The following is a 21,278-nucleotide window of genomic DNA, read 5'->3' on the forward strand; positions in this document are numbered from 1 at the left end:
AAGTTCCCTCCCTCGGGAGGGCTAGGGAGGGGTTTCTAAAATAGTTAATCCTTTTTCTTAACAAGTTCCAGTATTACTGTCTCTATAGTCCTAATCACATTAAAAATATCATTCTTAATCTGAGTTTCGCTAAATCGAAGCAATGTAATTCCAAAACTTTCTAATCGTTGTTGCCTGACAATATCTTTTTCAACAACATCATGATGGTCGTGATAGCGGCCATCAATTTCAATGGCCAATAGTATTTCTTTGCAATAGAAGTCTACAATGTAATTATCGATACAACGCTGACGATCAAAATCAAAGCCTAAGAGTTTATCTGCTTTCAGCTCATTCCATAACAACGCTTCTCCGAAAGTCATATTCTTGCGAAGCTTTCGGGCTAAGGTTTTTAATTGAGGATTGTATGGAATAATTTTATTAGCCATTTTAATCGTATATACCCCTCCCTAACCCTCCCAAGGGAGGGAACTTTGCAATTACACGCATGACTTTCCCCTACGTCTTCTGCTGTTTTTTCTTCGCAGCCGGAAACAACACGTTGTTTAATATCAAGCGATACCCAGGCGAGTTAGGGTGGAGTTTAAGATCTGTTGGAGGGTCGCCTACGGCGTGCTGGTAGTCTTCGGGGTCGTGGCCGCCGTAGAAGGTCCATTGGCCTTTGCCATACTCGCCGTGAATGTAGCGGGCTTCATTGGCTGTTTTCATCTCACCCATTACGGTAACGCCGGGCTTCAGCATGGCTTTGTTATAGGCAGTTGTTAAACCCATAAAGCCTTTAATTACCTTGTCGTGGTTTTGGGTGAGCATGCTCGGTACCACATCCCATTTGGCCGAAAAATCAAACAACGTAAAAAAATCGTTGGTACGATCTACCTGACGAGTAGTGGTTACGTCAATATTGCTGAACGAGTGGGAGGTAGGATTTTGATCGAGCATGAAATTTTTGAAGGCAAAGGTCTGTGTAAAGTCCAGTTTGCTTTGCTCTTGCGGATCGCTGGGGTCACCATCAAACATGGTTTCGCAGATGTCGGTGTTGGCAGCTGCCAGGGCGATATCAAAGGTATCTGTACCCGAGCACATGGCAAACAGGAAGCCGCCACCGGCACAAAAATCGCGTATATGCTGTGCCACGGCCAGCTTCATTTGTGATACCTTTTTAAAGCCCAATTTGTGCGCCATAGCCTCCTGAACTTTCACGTCCTCCACATACCAGGGCGCATACCTATAGGCACCATAAAATTTGCTGTACTGGCCGGTAAAGTCTTCGTGGTGCAGGTGCAGCCAGTCGTATTTGGGCAGGTCGCCGCGAATTACTTCTTCGTCGTAAACCACATCGTAAGGGATCTCGGCATATTTTAAAACCAGGGTAACCGCATCGTCCCAGGGAAGTTTATTTTTGGGTGAATACACTGCCATTTTTGGCGCTTTCTCCAGCTTCACCATGTCCATGTTTACAGATGGGTCGGCAATCTCGGTTAAAATGGCGTTTACTTTGGCATCGGCCAGTACCTCAAAACTAACGCCGCGTATTTTGCATTCATCTTCTATGTTTTTGCTGTAGGCCGTCATAAAACTACCGCCACGATAATTAAGCAGCCAATCTACCTCCTGGTTACTCTTTAATACCCAAAAAGCAATACCGTACGATTTAAGGTGGTCTTTTTGTACCTCATCCATCGGTATCAAAATAGATGCAGCCCTGCCTGCAACGGACAAAAGAAGGAGGACTAGTGATAGAATGACTCTTATTCGTTTTGGATGCATATATTCAAATGTAAGCAATTTGATTTGTGGATGAATTTTGATTTGGAAATTTGAGGATGTGCCGATTTGAAAATTGGCTCAGGGTAGTATAACATTTTTCAAATTTTCAAATCAACACATCTTCAAATTAGAATTGTTACCTTTGCACTCCTCTATAAAATATTAGAAATGAGCAAAGCAATAATCAAAACCGAAAAGGGCGACATGACCGTTCAGTTTTACGATCAAGACGCACCAAATACAGTAGCTAACTTTTTAGGTTTAGCAAAATCAGGATTTTATGATGGTGTAACTTTTCACCGTGTTATCCCTAACTTCGTTATTCAAGGTGGCGACCCAACCGGTACAGGGGCAGGTGGCTCGGGCAAAAGAATTGATTGCGAATTAACCGGCGGTAACCAATACCACGACCGTGGTGTGTTATCAATGGCACACGCTGGCCGTAATACCGGCAGCTCTCAGTTTTTTATCTGCCATAGCCGCGATAATACTGCACACTTAGACCGTAACCACACCGTGTTTGGTAAAGTGATTGAAAACGTAGAAGTGGTTGACGCTATCCGCCAGGGTGATAAAATTACCGGCATCGAAATAATCGAAGAATAAACTCAGTTGCCTGTTGTCGGTTGTCAGTTGTCTGGAAATCCAGAAAAGTACCGACAACCGACAACAGATAACCGACAACAGAAAGAGATATGAATTTAAATGGAATAGTATCGGTATCGGGTAAACCAGGTTTGTGGAAGGCATTGGCACAAAACAAAACAGGGTTTATTTTAGAGAGCCTTGATGCGCAGAAAACCAAATTGGTGGTTAACGTTGCAACTGCCAAATTAGCGGCTTTAGACGAAATTACCATTTTTGGTAACGACGAAGATATTAAACTGACGGATGTTTTAGAAGCGATGAAAGCATCTGCAACCGCAGCGCCTGATGTTAAAGCAGATGGTAAAAAGCTACGTGAGTATTTTTACGAAATAGCGCCAGACCACGATGAAGATCGTGTTTATAGCTCTGACATTAAAAAAGTAATCACCTGGTTTGGTATCCTAAAAGAAAGACCAGAATTTAACGAAGAGCCTGCTGCGCCTGCAGCTGAGGCTGAAGAAGCTAAATAATTTGATTTCGGATTTCGGATGTTCGATTTCGGATCTTAATATCCTTAATCAAACCCGAAATCCGAGTTTTTTTATCGATTGCCTGGTAAATTCGAAATTGAACATTCGAAATCCGAAATATCAACAATCCTGCTGCTGACATTTCTCGTCAACAAACTCGGCCTCAAAGGTGCAGTGGGTAATATCCATGTGTAGCAGCCTATGGCGCAGGTCGTGCTTAATTTTATCAAACAGCGACATATCTTCCGGGTTGATCACAATATGTGCTGTAAGCGCATTTTCGGTAGTGCTTAGTGCCCAAACGTGTATATGGTGAACATCCACTATCCCTTTGGCACTCATAAGCTCTTGTTTGATCTTCTCAAGGTCCATTTCGGCAGGTACGCCATCCATCTCTAAGCGGAAGCTGTGTTTTAACAAACTCCATGTGCCTGCCATTATAATTACGGCTATTATTAAGCTTACAATGCTGTCTATTACATACCAGTGGGTAAAGTAGATCAATACACCCGATATCACTACACCTAACGATACAATGGCATCCATAGCCATGTGGAGGTAAGCGCCTTTAACGTTAATGTCTTTGTCTTTATCCTGCACAAATAAATAAGCGGTAAAGGCATTAACGCCAATACCCACAAATGCAACCCAGGCAATAGTGCCACCTTCTAAAGGGTGGGGGTGTGTGAAGCGGATTACGGCTTCGTAAACAATAAAACCTATTGAAACCAACAATATAACTGCATTAAGCAGCGATACAATAATTGTAGAACGTTTATAACCATAGGTATACCTGTTGTTTGCAGCAACCTTGGTAAGCTTAAACGCAAGCAAGGCCAATGCCAGGCTGGCAACGTCGCTCAGGTTGTGGCCGGCGTCGGTTAACAGGGAGAGCGAGCCTTGTAGCAGGCCAACAATAACCTCAATAATTACAAATACAGAGTTGAGAATAATGCCCCAGATGAAAGCCTTATTCAGATGGTCGAGCTTGGGAGCGTGATCATGGTGGTGGCCGAAGCCGTGCGAATGATCGTGCCCGTGCGAATGATCGTGGTTGTGCGCCATGACGCAAAACTACTATTAATCTTCGTCAGTAAGGGTAAAAATCAAATTACATGCCTCAAAAACAGCGCATAAACAATCAGAAACATCAGCACATACTTCACAGCATAATACAGGCGCTCGTTATATGCTTTAAGCCTTTTACCAACCAGCCTTATGGAGTAAACGTATTTAAAGATCTTGTTAAGGTTACCGGTTTTGTCATCGCCCATATTTGGCGAGGCAGCTGCCGACATTACAAACCAGCCGAAGAAACGGTTCCACCCACGTCCGAACATGGTTTTAACCGGGCGTTCTACATCGCAAAATAAAATAAGGCGATCTATATCGGTTTGGTTTTGGGCGTGGTGAATATAGGTTTCATCGAACATTACATCTTCGCCGTCCTTCCAGGCATAGCTTTGGCCGTCTACTACGATATTGCAATTCTCGGAGTTGGGGGTGATTAAACCTAAATGATAACGCAACGAGCCTGCATAGGGGTCGCGGTGCTGCATAAGTTGACTGCCTGCAGGTAAAACGGCAAACATGGCTGCTTTAATGTGAGGCGTATTTTTAAGTAATTCTACCGTTTTAGGGCAGTATTTTTCGGCCGATGGATGGAAGTTGCCATACCATTTAAGGTAAAAACGTTTCCAGCCGCGACGGAAAAAGGAGTTAAAGCCTATGTCGTTATACTTGTCGGAGCCTTTGATCAGTTCTTCGCGTTCGAGCAGGATCGCTTCGTCGCGTATGGTTTCCCAGTTGGCACGCAGGGCTGCCAGTTCGGGGAAATAATCTGTTTTAATGTAAGGCTTGTTCTCTACCTCCGATAGGGCATACATCGGCACATTGATGGGGGCCATAAAAGTAGAGTGATCTGTAAGCTGCCGAAAGAATTTGTAGCGGACCTTGCCGCGGTAATGCACAATAATAGTAGCAATAATGAGGCTGTACAGGATGATGAATTTCACCGAAAACAGCTCGTGTATAAAAGAATCCATAGGCTGGTAGATGAGTGTTTACTCAAATTTATTTTATTCGGGCATCTAATCCAATACCGAAACCAGCGAATTTTAATTTTGACGAAACAATTACTTAACGCTACTCGTGGTGGTAGGGTTCGCCTTTAAGGATGGTGTAAGCGCGATAAAGCTGTTCTATAAAGAATAAACGGACCATTTGATGAGAGAAGGTCATGCGGGAGAGAGAGAGCTTGTCGTTAGCGCGGTCGTAAACCGACTGATCGAATCCATAAGGGCCACCTATAACAAACACCAGGTTTTGTACCGAGCCAATGGCTTTTTTATCAAGATATGCCGAAAATTTTGCGGAGGTAAACTCCATGCCCTTTTCATCCAGCAATATCACATGATCGGTATTGGCGATCTTTTTCAGGATCATCTCTGCTTCCTTAATTTTCTGCTGATCGGTGGTGAGCGCCTTGGTGTTTTTCAGTTCGGGCAAATCGATAATATCCAGCTTAATGTAATGCTTCAGCCGTTTAATGTATTTCTCGATGCCTTCTTTTAGATAAGCATCCTCGGTTTTTCCAACGGTAAGCAGGGTGATTTTCATTTTTAAAAATATTGACGCAAATATACCCCTTATGAACGTTGCTGCAAATTGCACAGACCGTAGTGTTCCCCTTTAAAGGAAGGCAAAGACGGTGCTTATATTACTAACTTAAATAAGGGGTAGATCGGTTGCAGAGCCATCATGAAACAAAAAAGCCATCCCGGCATTAGCAGGATGGCTTAAATAATAAATTGTGCTGGTTATATTATCTAACGCCGCCGCCCGGGCCGCTTGGCATGCCGCCGCCCTGGTCGCCTTGTTTGGTATCGTCGTTGTTGATCTTTTTCTTATCAGCGCTAAAGGTAGTTTTACCAAAGTTGTAGCTAAACGTTACACCAAAAGAACGGAATGGAAACGCTGTGCTGCTGGTTTGGTTGAAGCCCTGGCTTAAAGCAGTTGGCGCGCTCGTTATATTTTGATCGAAGTATTTGTACTTAGCAAAAGGAGTAACCGTGTTTACACCAATTGAAGCTTTTTTATTCCAGATCTGTTTTTTAGCACCAATTACATACATGCTGAATGATGGGCTTGTACCTTGTATAGTACGCCGTGGCGAGTTGGTGAAAGCAAAAGCTTCAGCAACATAACCTTTACCCAAATCGGCAGATGCACTTACAAATGCAGTGAATTGTACATAAGTTCCGTTCTGTGATTGTGCAAGTTTGAAAACACCGCTTGGATCTGGTTTATAAGTGTAAGCATTGATACTACCACGTAAGGTTAGGGCCTTAATTGGGTTTACCGAACCAAATACGCTTGCTCCCCATGAGTTGTTTGAGCCTATATTTCTGTAAGTACTGCGGGTAACATTAATTGAATCGCCGGTACCTGGGTTAACATCTTTGATAGGTGTAAGAATGCTTTCAATCAGATCACCAGTGTGTTTATAATAAACAGAGGTGTTGATGATAGACGAACCAATAAAGGTGTTATAGTTTAACTCCACTGTTTGAGAAATCTCTGGAGATAAATACGGGTTACCTTCAGTTTGGCTTTGGAAGTTAGATTTGTTAACAAACGGGTTTAAGAAAGTTAAACTAGGGCGTTGTATACGTTTGCTATAGCTCAATTTAAGGGTTTGAGTAGTACTCAGCGCTTTTTGAAATGTAATGCTTGGTATAAACGTGGTGTAGTTTTGCGAAAAAGGCAACAGGTTTAAGTGGTTAACGTTATCCGGTTCGCCTTTAATGTCGGTATTTTCTACACGGGCGCCTGCCAGTATTGAGTAGCTTTTAGGCAATGTAAATGTAAGCACGCTATAACCGGCTACCACATTTTGGTTATAGTTGTACATGTTTGAGTTTAGGTTATCAAACACATAGTTGCCGCTGTAGGTAGGGTCCTGGAATATTTGGTAATCACTGGCTAACCTTCTTAAAATGGTTTTACCCCCAGCTTCAAACTTAAATACCTTACTTACCGGCAAAGTATAATCGGCCTGTATGGTATACTCATTGTTAGTGCCATCGTTACTGCCTTTTTGGTTAGGCTTTATGGTGCTGTTAAAGTATTCGTTAAGGTAATCTGTGTTAATTACACTGTGGCTCCACTGGCCAGAGATGGTTAACTCGTGGCCTTCCTTTTTAAACTTGTGGGTATAGTCTGCACTCCAGTCAAATCCTCCGAATGAGTTGTGGGAAGTGTTATCGCCAGAGTAAGAGCCGTTTTGAGTGGCATCCGCATAACCAGCTTGTACGGTTTGTGAATTACCGTTAATGTTAAAACCACCCTTGTTTAAACGTAGGGTAGAAGTAAAGTTGTTATAAGCATTTACATCGTAACCGGCAGTGATAGAGCCAATTGTGCCATAACGTTTAATGGTGCTTTCCGAATTACTTTTAGTAGTACCGGTAGGGTTGTTGCTGATATCGTAGAAATCCTGCTCAAAAGTAGTTAACGATTTTTGCGGCCAGGTGTAATTACCACCAACGTTTGCACTTAAGCTAAAACGGTTTTTATTAAAGTTGATGTTGGCGTTACCATTGTTTTGGCGTGTGCCAATACCACCACTTACCGAACCGCTAAAGCCCGACATGTTTTTTTGTTTGGTAATGATGTTGATGATACCAGCTGAACCTTCTGCATCATATTTTGCAGATGGCGAGGTGATAACCTCTACGCTTTTGATCTGGTCTGCAGGGATGGTTTTCAATACATCAGACACGCTGGCTGCCATTGCTCCTGATGGTTTACCGTTGATTAAAACACGTACGTTTTGGTCGCCGCGTACAGATACGTTACCATTGATGTCTACAGCAACCAAAGGCACTTTCTGCAATACGTCGCTGGCATTACCACCTGTTGAGGTAATATCTTTTTCGGCATTAAACACGATTTTATCAATACGGCTTTCAACTAATGATGCCTGGCCGGTTATCTTTACCTCGTTTAAGGTTTTAGCACTCGGCGCCACTACAATGTTGCCCAGGTTTTTGTCTAATTTAGAAGCTGTAGTGCTAACCGGATCTATCACCTTAGTTGGATAGCCCACAAAGGTTACGGCTATTTTATAGTTACCTGGTTTAACATTTTCCAGTTTGAAACCACCTTTAGAGTCAGTTAGTACACCGTTAAGTGGCACCTTGCCACCGCTACGGAAAATACTTACGGTAGCATAATCGAGGGGTTTTTTAGAAACGGAGTCGATAACCGTTCCGGAAATACGGCCTGTAACGGTAGAACCACCACCCACGCCCATCTGGGCCTTAGCTGATAATACCGAACAGAATATTGTAAAAAGTAAAAGTATACGTTTCATTTATTAATGATTTTGGGGATTAGAGGCGAAATTAATTTAATTGTTACAGCCAAAAATGAAGATTCTATGTTTTTCGGCAAGCATGACACGTTTGTTACAAATAATTGTGTGTAACTGACACAATATGAGTATTGTTAAGAGGAAGTTTGAGAGGGTGATTTGGAAAAGGGATAGGGGTTAATTACAAAAATGTCATTGCGAGCGTAGCGCGGCAACCTCGTGGTTTACAGGGCGGACCTGAAAAGCGACGAGGTTGCTTGGTCGTACCTCCTCGCAATGACATAAGGATAGATGAGTACAGAATTAAAATTCTTGATTCTTGTATCTCGATTCCTGACTCTCTCTTACACTACCATATTTACAATCCTGCCTTTAACAACAATCACCTTTTTAGGGGTTTTGCCATCAAGGTAGCGTTGTACATCAGTGTTGGCTAAAACAAATGCCTCGGTATCTTTCACATCCAGCGAAAGCGGGATATTAAGGTTCATTTTTGTTTTGCCATTGATAGAGATCGGGTAGGCAAACTCATCTTCAACCAAATATTCAGGGTTAAATTTAGGGTAAGCAGCGTACGATAATGTGCCTGCCTCGTTACCTAAAAGCACCCAGAGTTCTTCGCAGATGTGCGGCGCGTAAGGTTCAAGAATGATCACCATCTCTTGCAGAATGGCGCGTTTGTTGCATTTCAGATCAGTTAGTTCGTTAACGGCAATCATGAAGCTGGAAACAGACGTGTTGAACGAGAAACGCTCGATATCCTCTTCCACCTTACGGATGATCTTGTGTAACGATTTTAACTCGGCTTTAGTAGGGGCTTCGTCAGATACGTTAAATTCCCATGCATCATTATGGAACAATCTCCAGAACTTACGCAGGAATTTAAACACGCCCTCGATACCATTGGTATTCCAAGGTTTGCTTTGCTCCAGCGGGCCTAAAAACATTTCGTACATACGCAGCGTGTCGGCGCCGTAACGCTCAATGATATCGTCAGGGTTAACCACGTTGAATTTAGATTTCGACATCTTTTCAACTTCGACACCGCAGATGTATTTGCCTCCTTTTGATACAAAGAAAGCATTTTCGTATTCTTTTCTCCACGTCTTAAATTTCTCCCAATCTAAAGTCTCATTATTAACTAGGTTCACGTCAACATGTAAATCGCTAACAATTTTGTTATGAATGTTAAGATTTAATTTGACCCTCATTCTAAGAGTTTCTAACTCTTCTTTTAGATATATGTTATTTATATTGTTTTCTAACAATACCCGTTCTTCTACGTTGTTATTTAGGTCATCTAAGTTATCGAGTGATATAAATATCATCGGTAATGACCTAATTGCAGATGCTTTTAGCTCTTCCTCTAAATCGAAATTTTGTACATATTCCGTCGGCTCCAATTCAAATGTTAATCTATACACAAAGTTAGATCTGCCCTGAATCATCCCTTGGTTAATCAATTTTTTGAAAGGCTCTTCTTCAACAACCTTACCAATATCTTTTAAAAACTTGTTCCAGAAACGGCTGTACAACAGGTGTCCGGTTGCATGCTCGGAACCACCGATATACAAATCCACATCTTTCCAGTACTCAATCGCTTCTTTCGATGCAAATTCAGTATTATTTTGCGCATCCATGTAGCGGTACCAATACCAGCTGCTACCAGCCCAACCTGGCATGGTGCTTAATTCGTATTCAAAGCCATTATAGTTCCAATCTGTAGCGCGGGCCAGTGGTGGCTCGCCGCTTTCTGTTGGTAAATATTTATCAACCTCTGGTAACAACAAAGGCAATTCGTTTTCGCTGATTAAGTGAGGCAGGTTATCTTTAAAATAAACCGGAACAGGCTCACCCCAATAACGCTGACGGCCAAAAATGGCATCGCGCATGCGGAAGTTAACGCGTGCTTTACCGGCGCCAACTTCTTCCAGTTTGGCAATCACAGCAGCAGTTGCTTCTTTATATTCTAAGCCGTTGATGAAATCAGAATTGATGTATTTACCTTCCTTGGTCGGGTCGGCTTCTGTTTCGATGTTTTGAATGTCGATGATCGGGATAATCGGCAGGTTAAAATGCTTCGCAAACAAATAATCGCGCTGATCGCCCGATGGAACGGCCATTACAGCACCGGTACCATAGCCAGCTAATACGTAATCGGCAATCCATAACTGGATTTTCTCGCCGTTCAACGGATTCAACACATAGCTACCGGTAAATGCGCCCGATACTGTTTTTGTATCGGCCATGCGATCCAGCTCCGATTTCTTTTTGGTTTGGGTGATGTATGCCTCAACTGTAGCTTTTTGCTCTGGCGTGGTAAGTTGTGCAACCAACTCATGCTCGGGAGCCAATACCACAAATGTTACCCCGAAAATGGTATCAACGCGGGTAGTGAAAACTTCGATATAATCGGTGGCGTGTTGCGTGTTGTGTGGCTCGTTCCCCGCACCAGGCAACCCGAACCTAACAGATGCTCCCACGCTTTTGCCTATCCAGTTGCGCTGCATTTCTTTCAGTGGTTCCGGCCAGTCAATAGTGTCTAAACCTTGCAGTAAACGCTCGGCGTAGGCAGTAATGCGCATGCTCCACTGCATCATTTTCTTTTGTTCAACGGGGTAGCCGCCGCGCTCAGAGAAGCCATCTTTTACCTCGTCGTTGGCCAATACGGTACCTAAAGCGGCACACCAGTTTACGGTGCTTTCGCGCAGGTAGGTAAGGCGATATTTTAATAATTCCTGTTGTTGTTCTTCAGATGATAGCGCTTTCCACTCATCGGCCGTAAAGGTTAAAACCTCTTCGTCGCTCACCGCATTAATGCCTTTTGAACCTTTGCTTTCGAAGTGTGCAACCAACGTGGCAATTGATTCTGCTTTGTCTGCATCTTTATTATACCAGGAGTTAAACAGCTGCATAAAGATCCACTGCGTCCATTTGTAGTAGTCGGGCGAGCTGGTGCGCACCTCGCGGCTCCAGTCGAACGAGAAACCGATCTGGTCTAACTGGCGGCGATAGGTGGCAATGTTATCCTCGGTAGTAATAGCAGGGTGTTGGCCGGTTTGTATAGCGTATTGCTCTGCCGGTAAGCCAAACGAATCGTAGCCCATTGGGTGCAAAACGTTAAAGCCTTTGAGGCGTTTATAGCGCGCAAAAATATCAGAAGCGATGTAACCCAGCGGGTGACCAACATGCAAACCTGCTCCCGATGGATAAGGAAACATATCCAGCACAAAGTATTTTGGTTTTGACGATTGGTTGTCGGCTTTAAATGTTTGATTGGTAGCCCAAAACTGCTGCCACTTTTTCTCGATGTCTTTAAACTGATAATCCATTATTGCTAACGCTATAAAAAATGCGATTGCGAATTTAAGAAAAATGACGGCTTATCTAATAGACTTTGCGTATTACTTACACTTTAGCAATGTGTTGATTATTTAATTATCCCCTAAATAAGTATTATTGTTAACTCATGAAACGCTTATTATCCAACCTTACCTTCCAGGTAGTTATCGCCATAGTGCTTGGCGTAATTGTAGGTATTTATTTTAAGGAGTTTGCGCCAACCGCGCAAACCATTAGCAAAGTGTTTATCAGTATGATTACCATGCTGATCGCACCTATCATTTTCTTCGTCATCGTACTGGGTATCGCGGGTATGAACGATATGAAAAAAGTAGGAAGGGTAGGCGGTAAGGCTATTCTGTACTTCGAGATTGTAACCACTTTTGCATTAACCCTTGGCGTGGTATTCGCCAATGTGCTGCGCCCGGGCGATGGTATGGTGGTGGCGACAGTTAACAAAGCTGCCGATGCCAAACTAGAAGCTTATAAAGCACAGGCTGCCGAAATGCACTGGGGCGACTTCTTTGCCCACATTGTGCCGGGTAATGTTATCGAAGCTTTCTCCAAAGGCGATATTCTGCAAATCCTGTTCTTCGCCATATTGTTTGGCTATGGCCTCAGCAAAATGGGCGATGCGGGCAAGCCAATTGTCGATGGCATCGACAGGCTATCTAAAGTGTTCTTCAACATTATGGGTGTGGTGATGAAGGTGGCGCCAATCGGTGCATTCGGCGGTATGGCATTCACGGTGGGTACTTATGGTATATCAACCCTGCTGCCTATGCTTAAACTGCTGGGCGCCGTGTACCTCGCAATGCTGGTGTTTATCTTCGTGGTACTTAACGTTATTTGCACTATTTATAAATTTAGCCTGTGGCAATACCTTAAATTTATCCGGCAGGAAATTTTGATCGTTCTGGGTACATCTTCGTCCGAACCCGTACTGCCCAGCATGATGGAAAAAATGGAGCGGTTTGGCTGCGCCAAATCTGTGGTAGGTTTGGTGATTCCCACCGGATATTCCTTTAACCTCGACGGTACTACGATATATCTTTCTATGTCGGTTATCTTTCTGGCACAGGTATTTCATATCCCGCTTTCGTTGGGGCAGCAGTTAACTATTATCGGCATTTTAATGGTTACCTCTAAAGGTGCGGCAGGTGTTACCGGCAGTGGTTTTATTGTGCTGGCATCTACACTTACGGCTATCAAGGTTATTCCCGTTGAAAGTGTTGCCATACTTTTGGGTGTGGACAGGTTTATGTCTCTAGCCCGGGCCTTAACCAATGTTATCGGTAATGGTATTGCCAGTGTGGTGATTGCGAAGAGTGAAAAGGAGTTTGATGAAGAGAGGTATGAATTGGCGATTAGCCCCCCGGCCCCCTAAAGGGGGCGGATTTCGGAATTCGGATGTTCGATTTCGGATTTGATAAAATATGAATTACGTTACTACAATTAACAATATTACCTTTCGCAATGGTTATTCATTGGATCTCGAGCATCCTATAAAAGAAGTGCTGCAGATTGATAATGTTATTGTTATCATACTTGAACCTCCTGCGAACATCATTTATAACTACAACGTTTTTGCTTTTAGTACAATTGGCGATTTTCTATGGCGAATAGAGGATGTAAAACTTTATTATAGGGGCTCTGATGATTGCCCATATACTGGATCGATAATAAATAATGATGGAGAGTTGGTACTGTTTAATTGGTGCGATACAGCTGTTATAATAAATCCACTAACTGGCGAGGTAATTCGTACTTATCAAACTAAATAACGCGGTGTCGTTTGAAGTTAGAGACTTCGAACGTTTCAACCTATGGTCGGTACTATCACCGGCTATTTGATTTCCTTCTAACCATCTTTCCACAACCTACCACTGTCACCTCAAAGTCCGTTTCTTAATTACCATAAACCTTTGTGTTGCTAAAAAGTTAGTCTTGCAGTAAAGAGATAAAGCTATGACTACATTTAACAAACTAGTATTAACAGCATTTTTCGGGTTATTAAGCACTTCATTATTCGCGCAGGAATATCTACCTGCAACCAACCCTGCTAAAACTGGCCGGTCGCCGGGTGTGAAAGTGAAGTTGCTGAACGATAATGGCGGCACCAAAGTTTATGTGCTGGTATTTGCCAAAGGCGATGAAGTAATGTCGGGCCTTACGGAGTTTGCGCAAAAGTATAAGGTAACCAGTGCCTCGTTTACGGCTATTGGCGATGCTACGTCGAGCAAGTTTGGCTGGTTTGATAAGGATAAAAAGATGTTCAAGGTATTTTCGTTGAACGAGCAGGCAGAAATAACCTCAATGGTTGGCGACATTTCTATCATTAACGGTAAACCCTCGGTGCATGCGCATGTAAACGTTGCCGATCAAAACGGCATGGTGCACGGTGGTCATTTGATCGAGGCGTTTGTTTATCCAACTTTAGAGGTGGTAGTAACTGTAACCCCAGCCATACTACATAAGCAATATGATGCGGAGTCGAATATTAATTTGCTGCATCCGGAGCTGTAAAGCAATGAGTGAATGAAAATAGGGGTTGTGCTGTACTCGCCATTTTTCGCATTAGGGATTGCAGCGAATACCGGCCACGAGCCTAATGCCTGCAGGCGTATGAGCGGAAAGCCCGGACCGCAGGCAATGCCATAGTTAATGAGCAGTTGATTAGTTATTGGTGAGTAGTTTATCGAGACGTAGTAAGAATTTTATCCAGGCGATATTAACTTAGGCAAAGCATCCTATAAGCTGCTAATCGAAGAAGATTCTTCACTACGTTCTGAATGACAAAACGCTTTTTAAAGCGGTGTTAAACAATAGCTAAAAACCCGCTCCAACACCTGCCATGTAAAACGTTTAACGTATTACGTTTTTAAGACACAAATAATTTGACTTTATAGTCAATAACTTTAGCTTTGCCGTTGAATAAAGAAAAAACCATGAGCGTTCTCGTAAACAAAGATTCAAAAGTTATAGTACAGGGTTTTACCGGTAACGAAGGTACCTACCATGCCTCGCAAATGATCGAGTACGGAACCCAGTTGGTTGGCGGTGTAACGCCAGGCAAAGGCGGTCAGGAACATTTGGGCAAACCGGTGTTTAATACTGTTAAAGATGCGGTTGATAAAACCGGTGCTGATGTATCTATCATATTTGTACCTCCTGCATTTGCAGCCGATGCAATTATGGAAGCTGCCGAAGCTGGTATTAAAGTTATTGTATGTATTACCGAAGGTATCCCTACAAAGGATATGATTGCGGTTAAAGAATATTTAACAGACAAGGATAGCCGTTTAATCGGCCCTAACTGTCCGGGCATTATTACTGCCGACGAAGCTAAGATTGGTATTATGCCAGGCTTTATCTTCAAAAAAGGTAACGTGGGTGTGGTTTCAAAATCAGGAACTTTAACTTACGAAGCTGTTGACCAGGTTGTTAAAGCTGGTTTAGGTATCACTACCGCTATCGGTATTGGTGGCGATCCGATTATTGGTACTCCAACCAAAGAAGCGGTTGAATTATTGATGAACGATCCGGACACTCACGGTATCATTATGATCGGCGAGATTGGTGGCGGCATGGAAGCTGATGCTGCCCGTTGGATCAAAGAAAACGGTACTAAACCTGTTGTAGGTTTCATCGCTGGTCAAACTGCGCCTCCGGGCCGTCGTATGGGTCACGCTGGTGCTATTGTAGGGGGTGCTGATGATACTGCTGCTGCCAAAATGAAAATTATGGCTGAGTGCGGTATCCGCGTAGTACAATCGCCTGCCGAAATTGGCGCTGCTATGGCAGAAGAGCTGGCTAAATTAGCATAAGCTTTTAGAAGCAAAAATCGAGAATCAGGAGTCAAGACCTGATCTTAAATTATAGAAAATCCCGGTCCGGTTGGATCGGGATTTTTTTTGTTTGAATCTGAACCTGAATTTATAGAATTAGTGAATTGTCAGAATTTTTCATTCCCCTCCCCGGAAGAGTCCGTTGGATAGCGCATTGGCAGGGGTAAACCATCTACGATAAGTAATCGGATTCTTTATCGGCACATTTACAAATTAGTGAATTAGCGGATTTTTTTCATTCCCCTCCCTGGAGGGGGCGCGGTGGAAATGCGCATTGGCAGGGGTGGGTTATCTGCGACAAATATTAGAATTCCACGCACCTGCACATTTGCTCATCTGCATACATGCACGTCTGCACGCCAAATCATCCCTTCTCCATAAACATCCATCTTTGTCCTTCCAGATCTTCTGCGCGGTAACGCGTACCTGGCCCACCGGTTTCTATTGCTGATAATATCGTTGCTCCCGAAGCTTTGGCATGTTCAAAATGCGCTTCCACATCGTCCACATAAACCAATACACCGTTAATAACATAAGGCACCGACTGCCATTTAGCCGAAGCCTCGCAAACTTCACGGTGGTGTCGCGGACTTTGATAATCTGGCGAGGGTTCGGCAAGCATAATTACACCTTCGCCCATTGCAAGCTCGCCATGCGTTAGTCGGCCGTTATCGTCAAGCCATTTGGTTTGTTCTGTAAAACCGAAAACCCGGCTTAGCCACTCCATCGCTTTTACGCCATCTTCGTAGGCCAGCATAGGGATTATTGGTGGATAGGTATTTGCCATGATATTTTATTTAACGTTTAAGCTATTCCTCGAGCCCGAAATTCTTACTTACCATATCAAAAAAGGCCTCGTTGTCCATGCTCTTCCATGCAGCGTAAACGCCTTCTGCATCTTTGCCGGCAACGTAGCGGAGCTGGTCGGAGCCATCGGTGGCTGCTCCGTAAATGATCTCCGCCATTAGCTCGGCCGTTGAATAGTTTTCCTTATTGGCGTCGAACCTTGCCCATACTTTAGCAAGTGCTTCGTCGTAGTCAGATTTTTCGCCGGGTTTAATAGTGGTATGCAAAGAGCGGCCTGCAAAATCTGTAATAACACCTCCGGGTGCAACTACCTTAACTTTAATGCCGAAAGGTTTAAACTCGTATTTCAGCGATTCTGAAAGGCCATCCAAACCAAATTTAGTGGCATGGTATAGCGAATTAAATGGAAAGGCAACCAAGCCACCAATAGAAGTTACGTTGATGATAATACCGTTCTTTTGGGCTTTCATGGTTGGTACTACAGCCTTTATAACACGGATAACACCAAATAGATTTGTATCGAACTGTTTCATTACATCGGCTTCTGTAGCCGATTCCAGAGGGCCAACAAGGCCGTAACCTGCGTTATTAAGTAATACATCTATTTGGCCAAAATCGTCAACTACAGCTTGTGCGGCTGCGGTAACACTTTCCGCATCGGTAACATCCAGTTGGTAAAGTTTAATATTGTTATGCTGTTCTAACTCGGGTTGATTGCCGGTGTTGCGCATAGTTGCGGCCACATTCCAGCCTTTATTTGCAAAATAAATTGCAGAGGCTTTACCAATGCCCGCTGATGCGCCGGTTATTAAAATGCTCTGTTTCATAGCGATGATTTATGTTTATTTAAAAGTAGATAAAACTAACCCGCAATTACAATACCGATAATGAAGTTTCAAATTCCCCTCTCTAGAGTGGGCAGGAGCGTGTCTTTTACGAATTATTACACCAGAAATTTTATAAATTGACACACCCAATCTGCTATTTATGAAATACAAACTTACCCTGCTGCTTTCTATCTGCACTTTAATAACCTTCGGGCAAACCTATAAGCTCCCTGTTTTTTCCGACGCCGATCGGGGTAAGAAGATAGCTGCGAGTTTTGCTGCTATAGATCAGATTTATAAAGATTACGCGGCGGCCAACCATTGGCCGGGCGTGGCTTATGGTATTGTGGTTGACGGGCAACTGGTGCATGTGGGAGGCATTGGATATACAGACCTGCCCAATAAAACTGAGGTGAATTCGAAATCGGCCTTTCGCATTGCATCCATGACGAAGAGCTTTACTGCAATGGCCATTTTGAAGCTACGCGATGAAGGCAAACTGAAATTGGACGACCCCGCCAGTATGTACGTGCCCGAAATGAAAAATAGCAAGTTGCTTACCAAAGATGCCGCCGCGATAACCATCCGAAATTTGCTTACCCACACAGCAGGCTTCCCCGAAGATAACCCCTGGGGCGACCGCCAATTGGCCGACAGTGACGATGATCTACTGAATATCTACAGAAAAGGTGTGTCGTTTTCTAACGACCCGGGTTTGGGTTACGAGTACAGTAACCTTGGTTTTGCCACTTTAGGCTACATCATCAAGAAAGTATCGGGCAAAAGTTATGAAGATTATATCAGCGAAAATATATTGAAGCCCCTTGGCATGACCCATACCTATTGGGAGTACACAAAAGTGCCCAAAGAACAACTGGCGCATGGTTACCGTTGGTTAAATAACAACTGGGTAGAGGAGGCTTTACTGCATGATGGTTCTTACGGCGCTATGGGCGGTTTAATTACCACTATTGAAGATTTTAGTAAATACATGGCACTGCACCTAGCTGCCTGGCCCCCGCGAGACGATGCAGAAACCGGACCGATTAAACGCAGTTCGATAAGAGAAATGCAGTATCCCTGGGATGTATCGGCGTTAAACTTACAAGCCAAGCTAAGCAACGGCAAACCCTGCCCAACCATGGCTGCCTATTGCTACGGCCTGCGCTGGACCAAAGACTGCGATAATCGCGTGTACGTAGGCCACACCGGCGGTCTGCCCGGTTTCGGCAGCCAATGGAATATTTTGCCTGAGTATGGCATCGGTATTGTATCATTTGTAAACCTTACTTACGCCAATGCAGGTGCGCCTAATAAGCAGGCTTTAGATACGTTGCTGGCTCTGTCGGGTGCGCAACCTCGGCTGTTGCCTCCATCGGCCATTTTAAACCAGCGCAAAAGTGAGTTGATTAAGCTATTGCCTAATTGGGCCAATGCCAAAGCAAGCCCTATATTCGCGCAAAATTTCTGGTCAGATTATTTTGTGGATGAGCTTAAGGCCAATGCCAAAGCAGCTTTCGCCAAAGCAGGAAAAATTGTTAGCGTAAGCGAAATGGTTGCCCTAAACCAGCTTCGTGGCTCGTTTATAATGCAGGGTGAAAATGCTAATATCAAGGTAAGTTTTACGCTGACACCCGAAAATCCGGCTTTAATACAGGAGTATCATTTAGAGGTGGTGAAGTAGAAAAGCATTATTAATACATAAAATACAAATGTCATACAGTAAAGATCATTTTACTCTTTCAACAAAACTCACCAAAGCTGAAGTAGAAGAAAAAATATCAAATGGAACTCTCCGGCGATCATCACTTTTAGTGGAGAAAACGGATAAGCTTTTTATCGGACAAATAAATAACCAGGGATTCAGGATTATTGGTGCAACGCCCATAGCGAGTTTATGCGTGGCAAGGGGCGTTTTTAAAGACGCAAACGATATCACCGAAATACAAGTTGAGACGAGTTTACATAAGCCTTTTTTAATTCTATTTACGTGCTGGTTTGTTGTTTTAACAATGGTGATAGTTGGCTTTGCGATTAAAAATTCTGAAATAATATCCTACATCAGTAGATTTCTGATACTGATGTTTGCTGCTACAATATTTCGATTACTTCTTCATTTAGGATATGTCAGATCCAGAGATAATACGATTTCAATGATCGAATCAATAGTCGCGTAGTTTGAAGCAGAATTGTCGGAATTTAATTACTGGGTGAGTTTAGATAAGCGGATATTTCCTCAAAAAGGGTCTGAGATTTGCATGATGCTTACCCGGCATGTGGGCTGCCGAAACAAGTTCGGCATGACGTTATGGTGTCGCGTCAAACCCATGTAAATTATACCAAACGGTACAAGCCAAGCCGTGTTTTATGCGTATATTTATATAACAAAAATGAGTATCCGATCCTTCACTCATTCAAAACTCAATCATTAAAAATATGGAATACAATAAGCTAACACCCGAAGAAGAAAGGGTAATATTATACAAAGGCACAGAGCGCCCCTTTACCGGCGAACTGTTAAATAATAAAGCACAGGGCGTGTATGTTTGCCGCCGTTGCGATGCACCGCTATACAACTCGGCCGATAAGTTCGAATCGTTTTGCGGATGGCCAAGTTTCGACGATGAGATACCAGGTGCGGTACGTCGGGAAACGGACGCCGACGGTAGCCGTACCGAAATACTTTGCGCCAATTGCGGTGCCCACCTGGGTCACGTATTTACAGGCGAACGCTTTACTGAAAAGAATACCCGTCATTGCGTAAACTCAATATCAATGAAGTTTGTGCCGCTGGCTGATTAAACCGATTAAAAAAACAAGAAAGGCTAATCCGAAGGGGTTAGCCTTTCTTGTTTACATTCTCTTTCACCAAAAACAATGGCAAAGAACCATGACTAAGTATGCGGTTATGAAAGTCTTTAATATCAAACTTTTGGCCTTGTTGTTTTTGCAGCTCGGCTTTCCATTTTAGTATTTGCGCTGCGCCATATTTGTAGGTAATAGCCTGCACAGGCCAGCGCCTAACCCTCTTGATTTCACGCATAGCAATATCATCCTGGTTGCGGATATGCTTTTTCCAGAAAGCCAGGGCTTGATCATCTGTCCAGCCGTAATAATTAATACCGATGTCCATCGGCACGCGTACCGAGCGCACAATGTCCCATTCCCATCGGCCTAACTCGTCGTACATGGTTTGATATAGGCCCAGGTCTTTACCAAGGCTTTCGGTATAAGCGCCCCAGCCTTCGGCAAAGCCGGGGTAGTTAAATAGCTTTTGTACTTGAGACGACTGGGTTGCATCGGCAATAGATAGCTGGTAATGGTGGCCGGGGATGGCTTCATGCATAAACAGCCAATCTACCTGGCGTTTGTTATAAGGTTTGTCAAATAGGGTATAATAAAATGTGTTATCGTCATAATAACCCGGAGCCTGCATCAGCATCTTATTGGTACTTCTTTTTATAGAAAGCTTGGGTATAGTGCGATTTGTGAAAAGATTGTCCATGCGATTCATAATCACCTGCTCGTCGCGCTCAAACGCCTGTTGAACTGTTGCCGGGTTATTGATAAAGAAAGTAGAATCATTCAGGTGTTTATAAAAGGCATCTTCGCTTAGTCCGCTTTGTTGTTGAATGTTTTTGATATGCTGTTCTACATCTTCAACCTCTTTCAGTCCAAAGGCATAGATCTGATCTGGAGTGGCGGTGTCGCTAAGCCATCGTTTTAAAAAGTAAGCATACCATTGTTTGCCATCAGGCATGCTGTACAAGCCAACCAAGGTTGTGTTTTTCAGAAAGGCCTGCGAAATGTTTTTCTCCAATCCTAGCCTTTCGAGGTTAATGGCCGATTCGTATTTGATCAGCTGGTAGTCTTGCTGCTGCGTTTCAGATAGCTTATTGTAGTTAAATTTGCCAAGCTGATTTTGTGCATCCTTAAAGAAATTAGCCTGTAATCTGATGCTATCTGCCGATTTAATGAGTTTAAAATTATCTGCATAGCCCAATTGGAGTTCGGCTATGCGAAGCGCACTATAACCGCTTACAAATTGTTGCGTAAAAGCATCGAATTTGCTTTGGGCGAAGCCTGCAGAAGCAAGCAGTAAAAAGTAAATGAATAATAAGGTCGAACGCATATCTGTAAACTGCATAAGTGTAAGCAGTCGTCAAATATAAACGTTGGGCGATAATTACAG

General features: G+C 43.4%; 19 protein-coding genes. 9 read left to right on the plus strand and 10 right to left on the minus strand.

Going from position 1 to position 21,278, the window contains the following annotated elements; translation table 11 throughout:
- Positions 1-44: 44 nt before the first annotated feature.
- Positions 45-428, minus strand: a complete 384-nt coding sequence (locus tag GSY63_RS14990) for an endonuclease domain-containing protein (protein ID WP_166586623.1) — start codon at positions 426-428, stop codon at positions 45-47.
- A gap of 70 nt (positions 429-498) precedes the next feature.
- Positions 499-1,680 carry an asparagine synthetase B gene (locus GSY63_RS14995; RefSeq protein WP_166586624.1) on the minus strand — a complete coding sequence of 394 codons (1,182 nt, stop codon included), beginning with the start codon at positions 1,678-1,680 and terminating at the stop codon, positions 499-501.
- A gap of 255 nt (positions 1,681-1,935) precedes the next feature.
- On the opposite strand from GSY63_RS14995, the gene GSY63_RS15000 reads away from it, so the two are divergent.
- Together GSY63_RS15000 and GSY63_RS15005 are read left to right on the plus strand one after the other, a co-directional pair.
- The gene (locus tag GSY63_RS15000) at positions 1,936-2,373 is read left to right on the plus strand and encodes a peptidylprolyl isomerase (RefSeq protein WP_166586625.1); all 438 of its coding nucleotides are present in this window, start codon (positions 1,936-1,938) and stop codon (positions 2,371-2,373) included.
- A gap of 89 nt (positions 2,374-2,462) precedes the next feature.
- Positions 2,463-2,885, plus strand: coding sequence for a DUF5606 family protein (locus tag GSY63_RS15005; protein ID WP_166586626.1), 423 nt, complete (start codon positions 2,463-2,465; stop codon positions 2,883-2,885).
- Positions 2,886-3,005: 120 nt separating this feature from the next.
- Here GSY63_RS15005 and GSY63_RS15010 read toward each other — a convergent pair whose 3' ends face one another.
- The 5 genes from GSY63_RS15010 to GSY63_RS15030 form a co-directional block, all read right to left on the minus strand.
- Positions 3,006-3,950 carry a cation diffusion facilitator family transporter gene (locus tag GSY63_RS15010; RefSeq protein ID WP_166586627.1) on the minus strand — a complete coding sequence of 315 codons (945 nt, stop codon included), beginning with the start codon at positions 3,948-3,950 and terminating at the stop codon, positions 3,006-3,008.
- 41 nt (positions 3,951-3,991) lie between these two features.
- On the minus strand, positions 3,992-4,930 hold the full coding sequence (locus GSY63_RS15015) for an aspartyl/asparaginyl beta-hydroxylase domain-containing protein (RefSeq protein WP_208094552.1): 939 nt from the start codon (positions 4,928-4,930) through the stop codon (positions 3,992-3,994).
- 100 nt (positions 4,931-5,030) lie between these two features.
- Positions 5,031-5,504, minus strand: a complete 474-nt coding sequence (rlmH, locus tag GSY63_RS15020) for a 23S rRNA (pseudouridine(1915)-N(3))-methyltransferase RlmH (protein ID WP_166586628.1) — start codon at positions 5,502-5,504, stop codon at positions 5,031-5,033.
- A 205-nt stretch (positions 5,505-5,709) separates the two neighbouring features.
- Positions 5,710-8,262, minus strand: coding sequence for an outer membrane beta-barrel family protein (locus GSY63_RS15025; RefSeq protein WP_166586629.1), 2,553 nt, complete (start codon positions 8,260-8,262; stop codon positions 5,710-5,712).
- 344 nt (positions 8,263-8,606) lie between these two features.
- Positions 8,607-11,594 carry a leucine--tRNA ligase gene (locus GSY63_RS15030; RefSeq protein ID WP_166586630.1) on the minus strand — a complete coding sequence of 996 codons (2,988 nt, stop codon included), beginning with the start codon at positions 11,592-11,594 and terminating at the stop codon, positions 8,607-8,609.
- Between the two features lie 137 nt (positions 11,595-11,731).
- On the opposite strand from GSY63_RS15030, the gene dctA reads away from it, so the two are divergent.
- The 4 genes from dctA to sucD all read left to right on the plus strand — a co-directional run bounded on the left by dctA (position 11,732) and on the right by sucD (position 15,431).
- A complete protein-coding gene (dctA, locus tag GSY63_RS15035) occupies positions 11,732-12,991 on the plus strand; it encodes a C4-dicarboxylate transporter DctA (RefSeq protein WP_166586631.1) in 1,260 nt (419 codons plus the stop codon).
- 581 nt (positions 12,992-13,572) lie between these two features.
- Positions 13,573-14,130 (plus strand): PPC domain-containing DNA-binding protein, encoded by a 558-nt coding sequence (locus GSY63_RS15045; RefSeq protein WP_166586633.1) that lies wholly within the window; start codon positions 13,573-13,575, stop codon positions 14,128-14,130.
- 12 nt (positions 14,131-14,142) lie between these two features.
- The gene (locus tag GSY63_RS25005) at positions 14,143-14,265 is read left to right on the plus strand and encodes a hypothetical protein (protein WP_262887364.1); all 123 of its coding nucleotides are present in this window, start codon (positions 14,143-14,145) and stop codon (positions 14,263-14,265) included.
- A 287-nt stretch (positions 14,266-14,552) separates the two neighbouring features.
- Positions 14,553-15,431: a succinate--CoA ligase subunit alpha gene (gene sucD, locus GSY63_RS15050; protein ID WP_166586634.1), complete on the plus strand. Its 879-nt coding sequence runs from the start codon at positions 14,553-14,555 to the stop codon at positions 15,429-15,431.
- A gap of 385 nt (positions 15,432-15,816) precedes the next feature.
- On the opposite strand, the gene GSY63_RS15055 is transcribed toward sucD, so the two are convergent.
- Together GSY63_RS15055 and GSY63_RS15060 are read right to left on the minus strand one after the other, a co-directional pair.
- Complete coding sequence (locus GSY63_RS15055; RefSeq protein WP_166586635.1) at positions 15,817-16,239, minus strand: VOC family protein; 423 nt, start codon at positions 16,237-16,239, stop codon at positions 15,817-15,819.
- A 22-nt stretch (positions 16,240-16,261) separates the two neighbouring features.
- Positions 16,262-17,086: an SDR family oxidoreductase gene (locus GSY63_RS15060; protein WP_166586636.1), complete on the minus strand. Its 825-nt coding sequence runs from the start codon at positions 17,084-17,086 to the stop codon at positions 16,262-16,264.
- 160 nt (positions 17,087-17,246) lie between these two features.
- On the opposite strand from GSY63_RS15060, the gene GSY63_RS15065 reads away from it, so the two are divergent.
- From GSY63_RS15065 to GSY63_RS15075, 3 genes are all read left to right on the plus strand, one after another.
- Positions 17,247-18,770: a serine hydrolase domain-containing protein gene (locus GSY63_RS15065; RefSeq protein WP_166586637.1), complete on the plus strand. Its 1,524-nt coding sequence runs from the start codon at positions 17,247-17,249 to the stop codon at positions 18,768-18,770.
- A 28-nt stretch (positions 18,771-18,798) separates the two neighbouring features.
- Positions 18,799-19,263, plus strand: coding sequence for a hypothetical protein (locus tag GSY63_RS15070; protein ID WP_166586638.1), 465 nt, complete (start codon positions 18,799-18,801; stop codon positions 19,261-19,263).
- Positions 19,264-19,522: 259 nt separating this feature from the next.
- Positions 19,523-19,888, plus strand: a complete 366-nt coding sequence (locus GSY63_RS15075) for a methionine-R-sulfoxide reductase (RefSeq protein ID WP_166586639.1) — start codon at positions 19,523-19,525, stop codon at positions 19,886-19,888.
- Between the two features lie 37 nt (positions 19,889-19,925).
- Here the strand turns inward: GSY63_RS15075 and GSY63_RS15080 are convergent, their stop codons facing one another.
- Positions 19,926-21,233, minus strand: coding sequence for a DUF885 domain-containing protein (locus GSY63_RS15080; RefSeq protein ID WP_166586640.1), 1,308 nt, complete (start codon positions 21,231-21,233; stop codon positions 19,926-19,928).
- Between the last annotated feature and the right edge of the window lie 45 nt (positions 21,234-21,278).

Origin of the sequence: Mucilaginibacter agri (genome assembly GCF_009928685.1) — a bacterium.
Classification (GTDB): domain Bacteria; phylum Bacteroidota; class Bacteroidia; order Sphingobacteriales; family Sphingobacteriaceae; genus Mucilaginibacter; species Mucilaginibacter agri.

Coding starts and splice junctions, on each gene's coding strand:
- GSY63_RS15070 (WP_166586638.1), top strand. CDS start 18,799: ATGTCATACAGTAAAGATCATTTTACTCTTTCAACAAAACTCACCAAA.
- GSY63_RS15030 (WP_166586630.1), bottom strand. CDS start 11,594: ATGGATTATCAGTTTAAAGACATCGAGAAAAAGTGGCAGCAGTTTTGG.
- GSY63_RS14995 (WP_166586624.1), bottom strand. CDS start 1,680: ATGGATGAGGTACAAAAAGACCACCTTAAATCGTACGGTATTGCTTTT.
- GSY63_RS15065 (WP_166586637.1), top strand. CDS start 17,247: ATGAAATACAAACTTACCCTGCTGCTTTCTATCTGCACTTTAATAACC.
- GSY63_RS15010 (WP_166586627.1), bottom strand. CDS start 3,950: ATGGCGCACAACCACGATCATTCGCACGGGCACGATCATTCGCACGGC.
- GSY63_RS15045 (WP_166586633.1), top strand. CDS start 13,573: ATGACTACATTTAACAAACTAGTATTAACAGCATTTTTCGGGTTATTA.
- GSY63_RS15025 (WP_166586629.1), bottom strand. CDS start 8,262: ATGAAACGTATACTTTTACTTTTTACAATATTCTGTTCGGTATTATCA.
- dctA (WP_166586631.1), top strand. CDS start 11,732: ATGAAACGCTTATTATCCAACCTTACCTTCCAGGTAGTTATCGCCATA.
- GSY63_RS15060 (WP_166586636.1), bottom strand. CDS start 17,086: ATGAAACAGAGCATTTTAATAACCGGCGCATCAGCGGGCATTGGTAAA.
- GSY63_RS14990 (WP_166586623.1), bottom strand. CDS start 428: ATGGCTAATAAAATTATTCCATACAATCCTCAATTAAAAACCTTAGCC.
- GSY63_RS15015 (WP_208094552.1), bottom strand. CDS start 4,930: ATGGATTCTTTTATACACGAGCTGTTTTCGGTGAAATTCATCATCCTG.
- sucD (WP_166586634.1), top strand. CDS start 14,553: ATGAGCGTTCTCGTAAACAAAGATTCAAAAGTTATAGTACAGGGTTTT.
- GSY63_RS25005 (WP_262887364.1), top strand. CDS start 14,143: ATGAAAATAGGGGTTGTGCTGTACTCGCCATTTTTCGCATTAGGGATT.
- GSY63_RS15005 (WP_166586626.1), top strand. CDS start 2,463: ATGAATTTAAATGGAATAGTATCGGTATCGGGTAAACCAGGTTTGTGG.
- rlmH (WP_166586628.1), bottom strand. CDS start 5,504: ATGAAAATCACCCTGCTTACCGTTGGAAAAACCGAGGATGCTTATCTA.
- GSY63_RS15075 (WP_166586639.1), top strand. CDS start 19,523: ATGGAATACAATAAGCTAACACCCGAAGAAGAAAGGGTAATATTATAC.
- GSY63_RS15055 (WP_166586635.1), bottom strand. CDS start 16,239: ATGGCAAATACCTATCCACCAATAATCCCTATGCTGGCCTACGAAGAT.
- GSY63_RS15000 (WP_166586625.1), top strand. CDS start 1,936: ATGAGCAAAGCAATAATCAAAACCGAAAAGGGCGACATGACCGTTCAG.
- GSY63_RS15080 (WP_166586640.1), bottom strand. CDS start 21,233: ATGCAGTTTACAGATATGCGTTCGACCTTATTATTCATTTACTTTTTA.